Annotated in this window: 15 protein-coding genes and 2 pseudogenes; 5 read left to right on the forward strand and 12 right to left on the reverse strand. The window is 70.8% G+C overall.

Translation table 11 applies throughout. From position 1 onward, the window contains the following. Positions 1-10: 10 nt before the first annotated feature. On the forward strand, positions 11-529 hold the full coding sequence (locus tag ABD355_RS14855) for an AAA family ATPase (RefSeq protein WP_344400737.1): 519 nt from the start codon (positions 11-13) through the stop codon (positions 527-529). A gap of 27 nt (positions 530-556) precedes the next feature. Here ABD355_RS14855 and ABD355_RS14860 read toward each other — a convergent pair whose 3' ends face one another. Continuing rightward, positions 557-2,899 (reverse strand): ATP-binding cassette domain-containing protein, encoded by a 2,343-nt coding sequence (locus ABD355_RS14860; RefSeq protein ID WP_344400738.1) that lies wholly within the window; start codon positions 2,897-2,899, stop codon positions 557-559. Positions 2,900-2,988: 89 nt separating this feature from the next. Beyond that, positions 2,989-3,594: an NADPH-dependent FMN reductase gene (locus ABD355_RS14865; RefSeq protein ID WP_344400739.1), complete on the reverse strand. Its 606-nt coding sequence runs from the start codon at positions 3,592-3,594 to the stop codon at positions 2,989-2,991. Positions 3,595-3,706: 112 nt separating this feature from the next. Here ABD355_RS14865 and ABD355_RS14870 point away from each other — a divergent pair, with 112 nt between their 5' ends. Then, a complete protein-coding gene (locus ABD355_RS14870; protein WP_344400740.1) occupies positions 3,707-4,543 on the forward strand; it encodes a helix-turn-helix domain-containing protein in 837 nt (278 codons plus the stop codon). A 62-nt stretch (positions 4,544-4,605) separates the two neighbouring features. On the opposite strand, the gene ABD355_RS14875 is transcribed toward ABD355_RS14870, so the two are convergent. From ABD355_RS14875 to ABD355_RS14905, 7 genes and pseudogenes are all read right to left on the reverse strand, one after another. Beyond that, the gene (locus ABD355_RS14875) at positions 4,606-5,604 is read right to left on the reverse strand and encodes an LLM class flavin-dependent oxidoreductase (RefSeq protein WP_344400741.1); all 999 of its coding nucleotides are present in this window, start codon (positions 5,602-5,604) and stop codon (positions 4,606-4,608) included. Between the two features lie 363 nt (positions 5,605-5,967). Then, positions 5,968-6,114, reverse strand: a pseudogene (locus ABD355_RS14880) (GTP-binding protein); the annotation flags it as partial. Between the two features lie 7 nt (positions 6,115-6,121). After that, positions 6,122-6,292, reverse strand: coding sequence for a 50S ribosomal protein L32 (gene rpmF / locus ABD355_RS14885; RefSeq protein ID WP_344400742.1), 171 nt, complete (start codon positions 6,290-6,292; stop codon positions 6,122-6,124). Positions 6,293-6,366: 74 nt separating this feature from the next. After that, positions 6,367-6,789, reverse strand: coding sequence for a (2Fe-2S) ferredoxin domain-containing protein (locus ABD355_RS14890; RefSeq protein ID WP_344400743.1), 423 nt, complete (start codon positions 6,787-6,789; stop codon positions 6,367-6,369). A 52-nt stretch (positions 6,790-6,841) separates the two neighbouring features. Beyond that, entirely contained in the window at positions 6,842-7,228 is a 387-nt protein-coding gene (locus ABD355_RS14895; RefSeq protein WP_344400744.1) for a hypothetical protein, read from the reverse strand. Between the two features lie 115 nt (positions 7,229-7,343). After that, on the reverse strand, positions 7,344-7,574 hold the full coding sequence (locus ABD355_RS14900; RefSeq protein ID WP_344400745.1) for a hypothetical protein: 231 nt from the start codon (positions 7,572-7,574) through the stop codon (positions 7,344-7,346). Positions 7,575-7,766: 192 nt separating this feature from the next. Then, positions 7,767-8,330 carry a CGNR zinc finger domain-containing protein gene (locus ABD355_RS14905; RefSeq protein WP_344400746.1) on the reverse strand — a complete coding sequence of 188 codons (564 nt, stop codon included), beginning with the start codon at positions 8,328-8,330 and terminating at the stop codon, positions 7,767-7,769. An 82-nt stretch (positions 8,331-8,412) separates the two neighbouring features. Here ABD355_RS14905 and ABD355_RS14910 point away from each other — a divergent pair, with 82 nt between their 5' ends. Both ABD355_RS14910 and ABD355_RS14915 read left to right on the forward strand, forming a co-directional pair. Next, positions 8,413-9,585 carry an epoxide hydrolase family protein gene (locus ABD355_RS14910; RefSeq protein WP_344400747.1) on the forward strand — a complete coding sequence of 391 codons (1,173 nt, stop codon included), beginning with the start codon at positions 8,413-8,415 and terminating at the stop codon, positions 9,583-9,585. 79 nt (positions 9,586-9,664) lie between these two features. Continuing rightward, positions 9,665-10,156 (forward strand): phosphatase domain-containing protein, encoded by a 492-nt coding sequence (locus ABD355_RS14915; RefSeq protein WP_344400748.1) that lies wholly within the window; start codon positions 9,665-9,667, stop codon positions 10,154-10,156. Positions 10,157-10,584: 428 nt separating this feature from the next. On the opposite strand, the gene ABD355_RS14920 is transcribed toward ABD355_RS14915, so the two are convergent. The 3 genes and pseudogenes from ABD355_RS14920 to ABD355_RS14930 all read right to left on the reverse strand — a co-directional run bounded on the left by ABD355_RS14920 (position 10,585) and on the right by ABD355_RS14930 (position 14,044). Continuing rightward, positions 10,585-10,800, reverse strand: coding sequence for a dodecin (locus ABD355_RS14920; RefSeq protein ID WP_123969177.1), 216 nt, complete (start codon positions 10,798-10,800; stop codon positions 10,585-10,587). Positions 10,801-10,835: 35 nt separating this feature from the next. Beyond that, positions 10,836-13,094: a sensor histidine kinase gene (locus ABD355_RS14925; RefSeq protein ID WP_344400749.1), complete on the reverse strand. Its 2,259-nt coding sequence runs from the start codon at positions 13,092-13,094 to the stop codon at positions 10,836-10,838. Positions 13,095-13,269: 175 nt separating this feature from the next. Then, a pseudogene (locus ABD355_RS14930) lies at positions 13,270-14,044 on the reverse strand (AraC family transcriptional regulator). A 102-nt stretch (positions 14,045-14,146) separates the two neighbouring features. Between ABD355_RS14930 and ABD355_RS14935 the strand changes: the two are divergent. Next, positions 14,147-14,971 carry a sulfite exporter TauE/SafE family protein gene (locus ABD355_RS14935; RefSeq protein WP_344400750.1) on the forward strand — a complete coding sequence of 275 codons (825 nt, stop codon included), beginning with the start codon at positions 14,147-14,149 and terminating at the stop codon, positions 14,969-14,971. The last annotated feature ends 3 nt before the right edge of the window (positions 14,972-14,974 follow it).

Raw genomic sequence — 14,974 nt, forward strand, 5'->3', positions numbered from 1 at the left:
CAGTGCCCGCATGGAGCGGATCCTGGTGGTGGGTGTCACGGGGGCGGGCAAGTCCACGCTCGCGCGGGCCGTGAGTGCGCGTCTGGACGTGCCCTACCACGAGATGGACGCGCTGTATTTCGTCGGCCCCGACTGGGCCGTCAACGAGAAGCTGGGCGAGGCGGTGTCCCGCGTCCTGGCCGAACCCCGCTGGATCATCGACAGCATCGGCTACCCGGAGGTCCGCGACCTGCTCTGGGAGCAGGCCGACACCGTGCTCTGGCTGGACTACGGCAGGCGCGTCGTGATGCCGCGCGTCCTGCGCCGCTCCCTGCGGCGCACGGTGACCCGTGAGCGGGTCTTCGGCGGCAACCAGGAGACCTGGGCGGGCTGGCTGAGCAGGGAACACCCGGTGTGGTGGGCCTGGTCCCAGCACGCGGGCCGCCGCAGCGAGATCGCACGGCGTACGAGCGATCCCCGCTTCGCGCCCCTCCACACCGTCCGGTTCCCGCATCCCGACGACACCGCCGCCTGGTTGGCATCCCTGTGATGCCGCAAGTGGCTTCGGTGCCTGCGCTCACGCCTGCCGTGGTGGCAGCACCCGTCGCAGATACGGTGCCGTAGCGCTCTCCGCCACGCCCGCCACCCGCGTCGGCGTGCCCGCCGCCACGATCCGCCCGCCCGCGTCCCCGCCGCCCGGTCCCAGGTCGATCACCCAGTCGGCACCGGCGACGACCGACATGTCGTGCTCGACGACGATCACCGTGTGACCGGCGTCGACGAGACCGTGCAGCTGCCGCATCAGGACCTCGACGTCCGCCGGGTGCAGCCCTGTGGTCGGCTCGTCGAGCAGGTAGAGGGTGTGGGCGCGGCGGCCACGCTGCAACTCACCGGCCAGCTTGATGCGCTGGGCCTCGCCGCCGGAGAGCTCGGTGGCGGGCTGGCCCAGGCGCAGATAGCCGAGGCCCACGTCGAGCAGGGTGGTGAGACTGCGCGCCACCGCCGGGGTGTCCGTGAAGAACTCCGCCGCGCTCTCCACCGTCAGATCCAGCACCTGCGCGATGTTCCGGCCCCGGTACGTCACTTGGAGCGTCTCGGGGTTGTAGCGGCCCCCGCCGCAGTCCGGGCACGGCGCATACGTGCTGGGCAGGAACAGCAGCTCGACGCTGACGAACCCCTCGCCCTGGCAGGTCTCGCAGCGCCCGCCGGCGACGTTGAAGGAAAAGCGGCCGACGCCGTAACCACGGGCCTGCGCCTCCTCGGTGGCCGCGAACACCTTGCGTACGACGTCGAAGAGGCCCGTGTAGGTGGCGAGGTTGGAGCGCGGGGTGCGGCCGATGGGCTTCTGATCGACGGAGACCAGGCGTTCCACGCCCGACAGGTCCTCGGTGATCTCGCCGATGAGCGTCGACTTGCCGGACCCGGAGACGCCGGTGATGGCGGTGAACACGCCGAGCGGGAACTCGGCCGTCACCCCGCGCAGGTTGTGCCGGGTGATGGGGCCGACCTTCAACTGGCCGCGGGCGGTGCGCACTTGGCGTTCGGCGGTGGGGGAGCGGTCGAAGAGGAAGCGGGCCGTCGCGGACTGGGGGACCGAGGCGAGGTCCGCCACCGGTCCGCTGTACAGCACCTCGCCGCCGTGCTCGCCGGCGAGCGGGCCGACGTCCACCAGCCAGTCGGCGCCGCGCATGACGTCGAGGTGGTGCTCCACCACGAACACCGAGTTGCCGGACGACTTCAGTCGCTCCAGGACCGTGAGCAGGGCCTCGGTGTCCGCCGGGTGCAGGCCCGCGGACGGCTCGTCGAGGACGTAGACGACACCGAACAGTCCGGAGCGCAGCTGCGTGGCCAGGCGCAGCCGTTGCAACTCGCCCGCCGAGAGGGTGGGCGTGGAGCGGTCCAGGCTGAGGTAGCCGAGGCCGAGTTCGAGGATCGGCGCGATACGGGCGGTGAGGTCCTCGGTGAGGACGCGGGCGGTCTCGTCGCGCGCCACCAGACTGCCCGCGAGGTCGGTCAGCGGCAGCGCGGCCAGCTCGGCGATCGTACGGCCCGCGAAGGTCACCGCCAGCGCCTCCGCACGCAGCCTGCTGCCGCCGCACGCCGGGCACGGCGCGCTGGTCAGGAAGCGTTCGGCCTTGGCCCGCAGGGTGGGGCTCTTGGAGTCGGAGAAGGTCTTCATGACGTAGCGGCGGGCGCTCATGTACGTGCCCTGGTAGGGCCGTTGGATGCGGTCCGCGTCCCGTACCGGGTGCACGGTGACGACCGGCTGCTCGTCGGTGAAGAGGATCCATTCGCGCTGGTCGGCGGGGAGTTCGCGCCAGGGCCGGTCCACGTCGTGGCCGAGCGCGTCGAGGATGTCGCGGAGGTTCTTGCCCTGCCAGGCGCCCGGCCAGGCGGCGATCGCGCCCTCGCGGATCGACAGCGACGGGTCCGGGACCAGCAACTGCTCGGTCGTACGGTGGACCTGGCCCAGCCCGTGGCACTCCGGGCAGGCGCCGGCGGCCGTGTTGGGGGAGAAGGCGTCGGAGTCGAGACGCTCGGCCCCGGGCGGGTAGTCGCCGGCCCTGGAGAACAGCATCCGCAGCGAGTTCGACAGGTTGGTGACCGTGCCGACCGACGAGCGGGACGTCGGGGCCGAGCGGCGCTGCTGGAGGGAGACCGCGGGCGGCAGTCCCGTGATCTCGTCGACCTTCGGCGCGCCGACCTGGTGGATCAGGCGGCGCGCGTACGGGGCGACGGACTCGAAGTAGCGGCGCTGGGCCTCGGCGTAGATGGTGCCGAAGGCGAGTGAGGACTTCCCCGACCCGGAGACCCCTGTGAACACGGTCAACACGTCCCGCGGGATGTCGACGTCCACGCCCTTGAGGTTGTGCTCGCGGGCGCCGCGGACGCGGACGCAGGGGTCGTGTGGGTCGGGCATGAACGGCAACTCCGGACGGGTCTTCGACTGCGGCGGACAAACGCCGCGATTCTAAGCCGTCGGCGTCGCCTGTGCGGCGTCGTCCCAGGTCACGCCGGGTAGGGCGCGGCCTCGCGGGCCGAGCGGAGTGCCCCGGCCCACCAGGCCAGCTGCTCCAGCAGCGTCTTGGCGTACCCGGCGGCGTCGGGGTCGAGGGGACGACCGTCCTGCCAGGCGGTGAAGTAGTTCGGGAAGGCGAGACCGTCGCGGATCGTCACCGCGTGCAGCTCGGTCAGCACGTTCTCCAGGTGCAGCACTGCATGCCGGCCGCCCGCCGCGCCGCCGTAGCTGACGAAGGCGACGGGCTTGGCCGTCCACTGGGTGAAATGCCAGTCGATGGCCGCCTTCAGGGAGGCGGGATAGCTGTGGTTGTACTCGGGTGTGACCACGACGAACGCGTCGGCGCCCTCCAGAGCCGAGGTCAGCGCCGCCATCCCGGCCGGGCGGGGGTAGGCGTCACCCGCGTACTTCGGCGACTCCGCCGGGAGCGCCAACGGGATGTCGATCTCGGCCAGGTCGACGACCTGCACCTCGAAACTTCCGTGAGCGCCCGCCTGTTCGGCCACCCAGGAGGCCACTGCCGGGCCGAACCGTCCGTCCCGGACGCTTCCGACGATGATCACCAGCTTGTGCTTGCTCTGCTCCTTGTTGTCCATGCCCACCACGATCACGCTGCGCCGCGACGTCAGCCAGACCGTGCTCAGGCTGGCCCCCGCAGGGCCAGGCTGAGCCCTCCGCGAGCAGCGGGCAGCGGCCTATGCTCGCCCCATGGGGACACCGTTGGGGGACTTCATCCGGGCCAAGCGCGACAGCATCCAGCCCGAATCGCTGGGACTGCCCAATCACGGCCGCCGCCGCTCACCGGGCCTGCGGCGACTGGATCTCGCCGCGCGGGCTGGCATCAGCGTCGAATACCTCACCCGCCTGGAGCAGGGCCGTGACCGCAACCCGTCCGTTGCGGTGGTCAACGCGCTCGCCGACGCGCTCAGCCTCGATGCGGCCGAGCGCAACCATCTGCGCTACCTCGCGAAGATCACCGGCGGCGCGTGTGTCGCGCACACCCAGCCCGCGCCGCCGCGCCGCGAGGTCCGTTCCACGGTCCTGGACACGCTCCGCCTCCTCGAACCGGGCATCGCCATGGTCACCAACCGGCTGGGCGACGTCCTCGCCCACACCAGCGGCTACGAGACGGTGATGAGCGGCACCGGACTGCTCGACGCGGACACCCCGAACCTCACCCGCTACGTCTTCACCGACCCGCGCGCCCGGACGTTCTTCGCCGACTGGGACGACATCGCCGACCAGCAGGCCTTCGACCTGTGGCTGGCACCGTCCGTCGAGAGTTCCGAGTGGTTCAGCACGGAACTCGCCCCCGTCGCCGGCCCCGACTTCACGCGCCGCCTGCACCGTCACGTGGTGCCGCAGCGCGGGGACCTCCGCCTCGACCACCCGTCCGGATACGAGCTTCGGCTGACCCGCGAGCTGCTCGAACTCCCGTCGGACGCCCAGCAGTTGGTCGTCTTCCTGCCGGCGGACGAACAGACGGCCCAGGCCGTCGACCAACTCCGCCGCCGGTCCCGCGGCGGGCTGAGGGCCATTTCGTAGAGCCGGGCCATCGTTCCCGGACGGTCGAGGCCGGCCCCGTTCCTGCGCCCACCGGGTGATCGCTACTGGGAGGTGATCCGGGCGAGGCGCCGGTACGAGTCGACCAGCGCCGCACGATCGTACGTACTCGTGGTGACCAGCACCTCCTGTGCGCCGGTCTGCTTGAGCACCGTCTCCAGCTCGTGCGCGACCTGTTCCTCGGTGCCCGCGAGGTGGCCGGCGAGCCCGGACTCGTAGAACCCGCGCTCCTTGTCGGTCATGGCCAGTCCCTCGACGCGCTCGGCCGGCGGCAGCGGCGGGAAGGTGCCGTGAGTGCGGGAGTACGCCATCGACCACGCCTCCGGGACCAGCAGCCGCCGCGCCTCCTCGGGCGTGGCGGCCACCGCGACCGTGCCGGAGATGACGACGTACGGTTCGCTCGCCCACGGGGAGGGCCGGAAGTGGGTGCGGTAGTGGTCGATGCCGTGCTGCATCTTCTCGCGGTTACGCAGGTCGCCGATGACCATCGGCAGGCCCGCGCGGGCCGCGACCGCGGCGCCCTCGCCCATGGCCAGCACGAACGGCGGCACGGTCAGACCCTCCGCCGGGCGCGCATGCACACCCGTCGGGGAGGTCCCGCGGAACCAGCCGAGCAGCTCCTCCAGTTGTGCCCCGAAGTCCTCGGCGTCGCCCTTGTCCCGCCCCAGCGCCTTGCGCACCCCACCCGTGAAGCCGACCGACCGCCCCAGCCCCATGTCGATCCGACCGGGGAACAGCGACTCCAGCACGCCGAACTGCTCGGCCACGACCAGGGGTTGATGGTTGGGCAGCATCACACCGCCCGTGCCGACCCGGATGGTGCGCGTGGCGCCCGCGACGGCGGCGGCCAGCACGGTGGGCGCGGAACCGGCCACTCCCGGTACCCCGTGATGCTCGGACACCCAGAAGCGGTGATAGCCGAGCTCCTCCAGTTCCTGGGCCAGCCGCACGGTGTCGCGCAGCGCCTGTGCGTCCGTGTGGCCCTCGCGGATGCGGGAGCGGTCGAGGACGGAGAAGCGGGTGGCGGCGATCAGGGAACTCACACGAATGGCAACGCGTGACAGACCACGGCATTCCCGCTCCTGCCGCCGCTGCCGGTCACATGAGGTCATGGTGATCCTCCGGTGCGACCTTCGCGCACGCCGGGCGCCAGGGCATCCGGGCCGTTGCGGCCCACTTCACAGACGGGCACGGCACCGTCGACCCACAGGGGCGCTCCTCTTGGAGGGGTAGGCGGCCTGCAGCAGCGCAGCCAGGTCCCACGGCAGACACATGTCGTCCGGGTTGTGCTGTTCCTTCAGTGCTTTGATGCGGCCGCGCCGTGACCGGGATCGTGTCGAGGCGCGGCGGGACGAGGGCCAGGCCTGGCGGTGGTGGCTGCGCATCGTATGGCCGGCCGCCGGCTTGACCTCGCTCATGGCGTTGACGATCACGGCCACCCGCAAGCCCTGCCGATTGGCGAGGACATGGTTGAGGAGCGTGGTCTTGCCCGCCCCCAGGAAGCCGGACACAACGGTGACGGGCAGGCGACCATACGGCACGTCGTACGGCATCGCGAGCTCAGCCTTCGGGGTGCAGCAGCCCGCGCTCGTATGCCTTGACCAGGTGCTGCGGCACCAGGTGGCGCACGCCGTCGAGGGTGAGCGGTACGAGCTGCGGGGTGGCCGCCTTCCACTGGGCGCGGCGGTGGCGGGTGTTGCTGCGGGACATCTTCCGCTTGGGGACAGCCATGGGAAACCTCCTCGGTGGGCAAGCACCGAGGACGCTATATGAAAATGGATCCCATTAACAATTGACTGGGTGGTTCATCGGCGGCTGCGCACGCGTGCGTCCCGCGGCGGCTGGATGAACTGCAGCTCCAGCGTCACTGGCGGCTCGGCGATGCCCGGACCGCCCGCCGCCGCCCAGCCGATGAGCTCCTCGGTGCAGTCGTCGTCCATGGCGAAGCCGACCCAGGTGGCCCGCCCGCCGGCCCGGCGCCCCGCCGCCGACGGCTGCACGACGATGACGTTCGCCTGGTCGCAAGGGCCCAGGCAGTCGGTCGTACGGACTTGGAAGCCGTGCTCGGCAGCCGCGGCGCGCAGCCGGTCCAACTGCCAGACGTGGTCGGTGCCGGGGTGCTTGCGCGGGTCGCCGCAGCAGCAGCCCCGGCAGACGACGAGGGTGCAGGGGCGCTGCTGGGCCGCGCCGATCAACGTGCGGCGGGGGGAGGGAAACGCGGATGGCATGGGAGAAGCATGATCCATCCGCCCTGCGTCCTGCCGCACCGGGGCGCACGGATCAGAACCGGGCGCCGATGTTCGCCCCGTTCCGCAGCACCAGGAAGTGCGGTGCCGACGGCAGCGAACCGTCGGCCGCGCGCGGGCCCGTGAGCGGGGCCGGATCCGTGCGGAGAACCGGAGAGGCGTTCCAAGTGCCGCCAAGACCCCGGGAGTTGCCCTTGGGTAGTTGCTCGCCGTCGACCACGACGTGCTCGTTCTGGTGGGCGCCGAGTGTGAGGGGCCGCGCCGGCGTACCGGGCGCCGAATCGTCCCCGTTCGGGGCCACGACCCGGGGCTCCGGCGCGGCCGACGCCACACCCGCCGTCACTGATCCCGTCATCAGTAATCCCGTCAGCAGTGCCGCGCTCACGACCGCCGCCGTCCAGATCGCCGCATTCCTGCGCATGGGGTTCTCCCGCCTCCGACTGCCTGTGGTGTCGCTCGGCAGTGGCCGCCGGTGGCGGGAAGGTTGCCCACCACCGGCGGCGGGATACGGAGCCGGAGTACTTCGACCGCTCGCGTCAGTCGCCGGCGTGGTCGCGGTTGTTGCAGGCGTCGTCCACCGACTGATCGGTGACGGGTGCGAACACCGGGACGAGCGCGAGTGCCTCCTTGCAGAGCCCGGTGGCGAGAGGGCTTCGGTGGCTGACGTTCATGTGGCCGCGGGGGTTGTCGTCGTTGTCGGCGTGGGCTGGGGTGGCGAGCGCAAGTCCGGTCATGGTGAGCACGGCAAGCACGCTGATCTTCTTCATAGCCCAGTCAACGACCTCGGATCGACCCAGGTCACGCGGCTGGTGGAGGCCAAAGCGCCGACCGCCGGGGGCCGCGTCGCGTTCGCTGCATGGCTCCCTTTCCGGTATTGCCGTCTCTCTGCGGACGCATCTGCTGCCTCGGCCTGCACCCCGCCGTGCTGGACCGGATGTCCAAGGCGACGATCACTCGGCTTACCCGAGGCTGCGCTGTTTGGCCTGGAAGCGCGCCTTCTTCTGGCGATTCCCGCACGTGTTCATGTCGCACCATTTCCGGGTGCGGCTCTGGCTGGTGTCGAAGAAGGCCGCTCGGCAGGTCGGTGATGCACACAGGGCCAGTCTTCCGTCGCGTTCGCCCGCGACGATGCTGATCGCGTCGGCGGCGATCACGCCGAGGGCGTCTTCCACGCGGGAAGCCGAGCTGAGCCGCCACTGCCGCTTGCCCTCGGGTGTCAGGAACGCCGCGGCCCGGCCCTCGGCGCTGCAGTCGTTGATGACCTGGACCGCCGACGGGGGGAGCGGGTCGTGGGTCACGGCCGCTGTCGCGACGGCGTGAATCGACTCCCTCAGTTCCCGGGCGAGATCGAGCTGGGCCGGGGTGCAGGAGTCCACTGCGAGTCCGCTCACGGTCAGCCAGTCGACGAGTCGCTGCGGGGTGGGAATGCGCTCCACGGCGTCGCCATGACGCTCCGACAGAGTGCCCGTGAAGCTGGTCGCCAGGACGCTGCCGAGGCGGAAGTCGGGGAACCCATCACGCATGGAACCACCTTAGCCGGTTGCGGCGTGCCGTGGAGAGCTGTTAGAACCGTCTAAGCCGGTTCCGCGATGGCCAGGAGGTCTCATGTCCCGTCCAGCCAACGACGTACAAGCATGTGAAGCCCACGCGACTGACGCCGACCTCGACGATCTGCGCGCGCGATTGGCCGCGGCGCGGCTGCCGGAGGCCGAGACGGTCCATCCCGCCGCGCCCGGCCCTCGCCGCTGGGAACAGGGCGTTCCTCTCGCCGACCTCGTCGAGCTCGTGAACTACTGGCGCACCGGGTACGACTGGCGGTCGTTCGAAGCGCGCCTCAACGGGATCGGCCAGTTCCGTACGACCATTGATGATCTGGGAATCCACTTCCTGCACCGCCGATCCGCGCGTGCGGACGCCACTCCTCTGCTCCTGACGCACGGCTGGCCGGACAGCGTTGCTCGGTTCATCGATGTGGTGGACGAGCTGGCGGATCCGAAAGACGCAGACGCGCCGGCGTTCCACGTCGTGGCCCCCTCGCTGCCGGGCTTCGGCTACAGCGACAAGCCGGCCACCACCGGGTGGGGAACCGAAAAGATCGCGGCCGCATGGGTGGAGCTGATGGGGAGGCTCGGCTACGCCGAGTTCCTGGCCCATGGCGGCGACTGGGGAGGCAATATCACCACCGTTCTCGGCGGCAGGTTCCCGGCGCACGTTCTCGGTATCCACACCACGTTCGCGGAGGGACCGCCCGGGCTGTCGACGGACGGGCTGACGGCGGTCGAGCGTGGATGGGCCGAGGAAACCCGCCACTTCTGGCGTCACCGGGCGGCCTACGCGAAGCAGCAGGCGACCCGGCCGCAGACCATCGGCTACTCGCTCGTCGACTCACCGGTCGGCCTTCTCGCCTGGATCCTCGACAAGTTCGCCGAGTGGTCGGACACCGAGGACAGCCCGTTCGAGACGATTTCCAGGGACCGAGTTCTCGACGACGTCACCCTGTACTGGCTGACGCGGACGGGTGCGTCGGCGGCCCGCATCTACTACGAGAGCCACAACTCGCTCGACCCCGAACTTCGGGTCGACGTGCCGTCAGCACTCACCATGTATCCCCGCGACATCGAGAAGTGCCCACGCCCCTGGGCACAGGAGAGGTACCGGCAGATCGTCCGATGGAGTTCGCCGGAAACCGGGGGGCATTTCCCGGCGCTGGAAGTTCCCGAGTATTTCGTCAAGGACCTGCAGGAAGGCCTCGCGGCAGTGCTGGCGGCCAGTCGCTGATCGTCGACAGACGTCGCTCGCTCCCACATACGGAGTCACGCCCCGAACCGGGAAAGCGGGACAGATCTAGGGTGGGCGTGTGACCGACAGCAGCAAGCGCCCGATCGCCGTGTTCGACCTGGACAACACCCTCGCCGACACGGCCCATCGCCAGCGGTTCCTGGAACGCAAGCCGCGCGACTGGGACGCGTTCTTCGCCGCCGCACCGGACGACCCGCCAATCCCGGAGGGCATCGCGCTGGTGCTGGAGAGCGCGGAGGAGTGCGAGATCGTCTATCTCACCGGACGGCCCGAGCGCTGCCGGCGCGACACGCTGGACTGGCTCGCCGCGCAGGGGTTGCCCGACGGGCGCGTCCACATGCGCCGCAACGACGACCGCAGGCCCGCCCGCCGCACCAAGCTGGAGATCCTGCGCAGCCTGGCCCGCACCCGGGAGGTCCGCGTGCTGGTGGACGACGACGAATTGGTGTGCGGGGACGCCGAACGGGCCGGCTTCCCGGTCGTACGGGCCCACTGGACGGCCCCGTCGGCGGCCCTGGAGACGGCGCAGGAGGTGGAGGGCCGGACCTGAGAAGTCCGACCGGGTGCCGCCCCGCCCGGCGCAGGGTTCTGCGGTCGGCCGGTCGCCCCCGCGCGTCAGGCACCGTGCGGCGGCCCGCTTGTGTGTCCGGCTGGTCGAGGTCTGGCGTGGTGGCAGCATCCTCTGCCCGGCGTGTGAGGTGCCGTTCGGGCGTTTTTCGCGGGCTGGCCTGCAGCGCTTGACCCGGCCAGGGTCGTGGAGCGGGCCCGGCTGTTCAAGGAGCGGCCCCGCTTCTCGGGCGCCATGTCAGAAGTCGGCCCCCGGGCCGGCTCGTCCGTGGCCTGGCCGGAAGCTACCCCGGCTGCCCGGCCCGTCCGGTGCCGCCGCAAACCTGTTACGTCTGCCCGGCCCGTTCAGCGCAAGCCCGGAACCTGCCCCCTCTGCCCGACCCGTCCGACGTCCGCCCGAAGCCTTCCCCGTCAGGCCGACTCGTCCAGGCGGAAGCCGACTTTCAGGCCGACCTGCCAATGGGCGATCTGGCCCTCCTCGATCTGGCCCCTGACCTGGGTGACTTCGAACCAGTCCAGGTTGTGGAGGGTCTGCGAGGCGCGGGTGATGCCGTTGCGGATGGCCTGGTCGACTCCGTCGGGTGAGGTGCCGACGATCTCAGTGACCCGGTAGGTGTGGTTCGTCATGCGGGTGCTCCTCTCCGTGACACCTGCGTCACGCGTCACTCCACCGTGCCCCAAGGCGGGGCGGAGCGCGACACGTCCGGGCTGCTTTCCTGCTTGGGCGAGCGGCGCGCGCGCCGTCGAGAGCGGGCGCCCTTGGCCCGCGGTGTGCGGGCGTTCTCGTCGCGGTTGGGCGGTGGCGTGTCGGCCGGGCGGTCGTTCCAGGCCTCGTATCCCTGGAACCCGTCGAGTCCGAGCGGCGGTGCCTCCTGCGGGATGAAGGATGCCGTCGAGATGCCGTGTCGCGATGAGGAGGCCTCCGTCACGGCGGCCAGGGCCAGGGTTTCGGTGTCGGGTTCCTCTGCCGCCGTCCGGTAGGTGATCGTGTCCGGCAGCATGACGAGCGACGTCGTGCCGGACTGCTCGCCGCCGGGGCGCAGCTGCACGCGGATGCCGTGCCGGCCGGCCAGTCTGCCGACCACGAACAGTCCCATGTGCTGGGAGATCTCGGCGTCCACGGTCGGCGGATTGGCCAGCTTGCGGTTGATCATCGCGAAGTCCTCCGCCGGCAGGCCGATGCCCTGGTCGTGGATCTCGAGCATGATGCGGCCGTCCGGCAGATGGACGGCGGTCACGCGGACCTCCGAGTGCGGGGAGGAGAACGAGGTGGCGTTCTCCAGCAGCTCGGCCAGCAGATGGACGAGGTCGGTCACGGCCCGGCCGTGGATCTCGGCCTCCGGAATGCCGGAGAAGGTGATGCGCTCGTACTGCTCCACCTCGGAGGAGGCGGCACGGATGACGTCGATCAGCGGCAGGGGCCGGTCCCACTGGTGGGCGGGTTTCTCGCCGCCGAGCACGAGGAGGTTCTCGCCGTTGCGGCGGACCCGGGTGGCGAGGTGGTCCAGCCGGAACAGGTTCTCCAGCTGGTCAGGGTCGGTCTCGTGGTCCTCCAGGTGGGTGATCAGGGCCAGTTGACGCTCGATCAGGGACTGGTTGCGCCGCGACAGGTTGGTGAAGATCGTGTTGATGTTGCCGCGCAGCAGGGCCTGTTCGGCGGCGAGCCGCACGGCCTCGCGGTGGACGTGGTCGAAGGCGCGGGCGACCTCGCCGATCTCGTCGGTGCTGGTGATCGGGATGGGGGCGACCCGGGGGTCGACCTGGACGGGGGCGGCCCGCGACAGCCGGGTGATCAGGGCGGGCAGCCGCTGCCCGGCGATCTCGATGGCGGAGGCACTCAGCCGGCGCATACGGCGGCTCATCGTGCGCGCCACCCAGGCGGCGAGGAGGAAGGCGAGGAGCACGGACGCGATGACGAGCACCGCGTTGATGATCGCGTCACGGCGGGCGTCGTCGGCGATGTCGCGGGCGCCCGCGAGGGCCGTGTCGGTGAGGTGGACCTCGATGCTGCGGTAGGCGTCGAAGCCGAGCGTGGACGCGGCGAAGAACGACTCGGGCGTGATGCCCTCGGCGGTGAGCTGCGCGGTCGTCCGGCCGGCGGCGATCTCGCCGACCATCTTGTCCAGGTCGGGCGGGGCGACATAACTACGGCCTGCCGCCCTGGCGTTGGCCGCAGCGTCGGCCCGCTGTTGCTCACCCTGCGCGGCCGCGGCGGTCAGTGCCTTCCGCAGCCGTGCCATGTCGTCGGCTGTGCCGGCACCCGCGTACTCCTGGAGCGCGACCTTTTCGAGGTAGGCGTACGAGCGGAAGGACGCGAGCTGGGTGTCCAGTTCGCCCGGGGCGAGGGTGCCGCGGTCCTCGGCCAGCAGATGGGTGCCGATGGAGCGGATCAGGGACTCGGCCGCCTGGGTCAGGGAGATGGCGTAGAGGGTGCGGCCGAAGCTGGCCTGGTTGTTGCTGCCGAAGCCCAGCTCGTTCGAGATCTCCATCAGCGGGTGCTGGACGAGGTGGTAGCTCTCCTCCGTCTGCACCCCGGCCAGGCGGGAGGTGAACGCGTTCGCGCGCACCGTCGGCAGCTGCTTCTCGCCGGCGCGGACCAGTCCGACGCGCCGCAGCAGGCCGGAGTTCTGCGGCATGCGGGCGACGGCCCGGTCGAAGGCCTTGGCATCCTCGTCGGTGGTCCTGCGGGCCTGCACCACCGCGGCGGCGGTCCGCTCGCCCTTCAGCAGCGGGATGACCGACACATCGCGCTCGTTGATCGCGTCGCTGGCGTACTTGTTCGCCGCCTGCACCAACTCTGCCACCCGGACCGCATCGTCGGCTGCCTGCCAGGTGTCCACGGAGTGCTTGACCCGGATGCCGCCGAGGACGAGGGCGATGACGACCGGGATCAGCAGCACGGCCCTCAGACGCCTGGCCACGGGCCAGTTGCCGGTCAGGGACCTCCGCGGTCGGTCTTCGGATGTCGGGGAAACCGTGTTCGGCAAGATCGTCCTATCGCTGCGGGATCGCCTGACGTTCGACGCAGGCCCGGCATATCTCTTTACGTCCCGCCTACCGCCCACCGTTCACCCGGCGCCCCGATAACGCCGTTTTTCATGGGGTCGGTTGTGGCTTGTGCGCTGTGGGCGGCCGGCCGAGGAGTCTTTTGAACGCGGCCGTGTAGGCGGCGGGATTGTCGTAGCCGAGCAGGGCCGCGATGCGGGTGACGGGCATGCCCGCGGTGAGGTGTTGCAGGGAGTGCAGGATGCAGGCGCGCCCGCGCCACTGCGAGAAGCTCAGACCGGTGCCGCTGCGGAACAGACGGGCGAGGGTGCGTTCGCTGATGTTGAGGGCCGCGCACCAGCGCGCCGGCGGGTCATGGATGTCCGGCTTCTGCAGGAACGCCTCGCACAGTCGGCGCAGCCGGGGCTCGGGCGGCAACGGCACATCGAGGGGCAGCGGGGTGAGGTTCCTGAGCTCGTGGAGGAGGAGGGCGGCGAGCGCCGCGTCGCGGCTGTGTTCGGCGTAGCACGGTTCCATGTCGACGGCGGCCAGGATCAGCGCCCGCAGCAGGTCGGAGACGTCGACGGCCTGGCAGCGGGCCGGAAACCACGGCACGGCGGTGGGTTCGATGTAGAGACTGCGGGTGCTGACACCGGTCATCGTGACCTGATGCCTGGTCAGAGGCGGGATCAGGACCGCGCGGGCCGTGGGGGATCGTCCAGTTGCCGTCGTCCGTCTCGACCCGCATGACGCCGGTGGCCGCATACAGGACCTGGGCGCGGCGGTGCTCGTGCCAGACGAGCAGATGGTCCTGGGGGTAGTCGGTGCCGATGGCCAGCACGGCACGGCCGAGGTCGTCCACCTCCGCGACCGGGATGTTGCGCATGCCGCGAGATTACGTGCGGCCACATGGCTGTGTCTGCTGCGCGTAGGAAGTTGGCGATCCATCGATTGCCTGCCATGCCGCCTGATCCCTAGCGTCTGACCAGTGCTGATCTCCTTCTCCACCCTCCTCTTCTTCGGCTGCCTGACCGGCCTGACAACGGTCCTCTTCGGCTTCGGCGGCGGCTTCATCACGGTCCCCGTCGTCTACGGCGTCCTGAACGTGACGGCGTGTTCCGGGGCGGACGCCATGCACATCGCGGTGGCGACCTCGGCGGCGGTCATGCTTGTCAACTCCGTGGCGGCGGCGCTGGCCCAGTGGCGTCAGGGCCGCCTGCGCCGTGCGTATGTGTGGCCGCTGGCGGCCTTCATCGCCGTCGGCGCGGGCGCCGGATCCTTCGCGGCCACGCTGATCGGCGGTACGGCACTGCGCCTGCTGTTCGCGGTCTACCTGCTGGTGACGATCGCCGACAGTGTGCTGCGCAAGGGCTTCCTTGCGGTGGCGCACCGGACGGGCCCGAAGCCGCTGGGCCGGGTCACGACCACCCTCGGCGGAACCGGAATCGGTCTCGTGGCCGCCGGTCTCGGCGTGGGCGGCAGCGTCATGACGGTCCCCCTTCTGCGCCGCCGGGGTCTGCCCATGGCCGAGGCGACCGCCATGGCGAACCCGCTCAGCGTCCCCGTCGCCGTGGCCGCGACCCTCGTCTACGCCCTCGCCCCGACCGCACAGGCCTGCACGGGCCAACTCGGTTACGTGGACCTCACCGCGGGCGCCGCACTGCTCCTCGGCTCGCTGCCCGCCATCGCGTTGGCGAGGCGGCTCACCGCCCGGGTCCCGGACCGCGTCCACTCCGTCGCCTACGTCGTGCTGCTCGTGGCCGTACTGGTCGTGATGGTGGCCGTTGAGGGCCGCCACCCCGTCGGATCGTGACCG

The sequence above is a fragment of the Streptomyces longisporus genome (assembly GCF_039532765.1).
GTDB lineage: Bacteria > Actinomycetota > Actinomycetes > Streptomycetales > Streptomycetaceae > Streptomyces > Streptomyces longisporus.

What these genes read in the sequence shown, in the direction of transcription:
- rpmF (WP_344400742.1), bottom strand. Translation starts at nt 6,292, where the DNA reads ATGGCTGTCCCCAAGCGGAAGATGTCCCGCAGCAACACCCGCCACCGC.
- ABD355_RS14870 (WP_344400740.1), top strand. Translation starts at nt 3,707, where the DNA reads ATGGGGACACCGTTGGGGGACTTCATCCGGGCCAAGCGCGACAGCATC.
- ABD355_RS14920 (WP_123969177.1), bottom strand. Translation starts at nt 10,800, where the DNA reads ATGACGAACCACACCTACCGGGTCACTGAGATCGTCGGCACCTCACCC.
- ABD355_RS14865 (WP_344400739.1), bottom strand. Translation starts at nt 3,594, where the DNA reads ATGGACAACAAGGAGCAGAGCAAGCACAAGCTGGTGATCATCGTCGGA.
- ABD355_RS14895 (WP_344400744.1), bottom strand. Translation starts at nt 7,228, where the DNA reads ATGCGCAGGAATGCGGCGATCTGGACGGCGGCGGTCGTGAGCGCGGCA.
- ABD355_RS14910 (WP_344400747.1), top strand. Translation starts at nt 8,413, where the DNA reads ATGTCCCGTCCAGCCAACGACGTACAAGCATGTGAAGCCCACGCGACT.
- ABD355_RS14855 (WP_344400737.1), top strand. Translation starts at nt 11, where the DNA reads ATGGAGCGGATCCTGGTGGTGGGTGTCACGGGGGCGGGCAAGTCCACG.
- ABD355_RS14860 (WP_344400738.1), bottom strand. Translation starts at nt 2,899, where the DNA reads ATGCCCGACCCACACGACCCCTGCGTCCGCGTCCGCGGCGCCCGCGAG.
- ABD355_RS14905 (WP_344400746.1), bottom strand. Translation starts at nt 8,330, where the DNA reads ATGCGTGATGGGTTCCCCGACTTCCGCCTCGGCAGCGTCCTGGCGACC.
- ABD355_RS14890 (WP_344400743.1), bottom strand. Translation starts at nt 6,789, where the DNA reads ATGCCATCCGCGTTTCCCTCCCCCCGCCGCACGTTGATCGGCGCGGCC.
- ABD355_RS14900 (WP_344400745.1), bottom strand. Translation starts at nt 7,574, where the DNA reads ATGAAGAAGATCAGCGTGCTTGCCGTGCTCACCATGACCGGACTTGCG.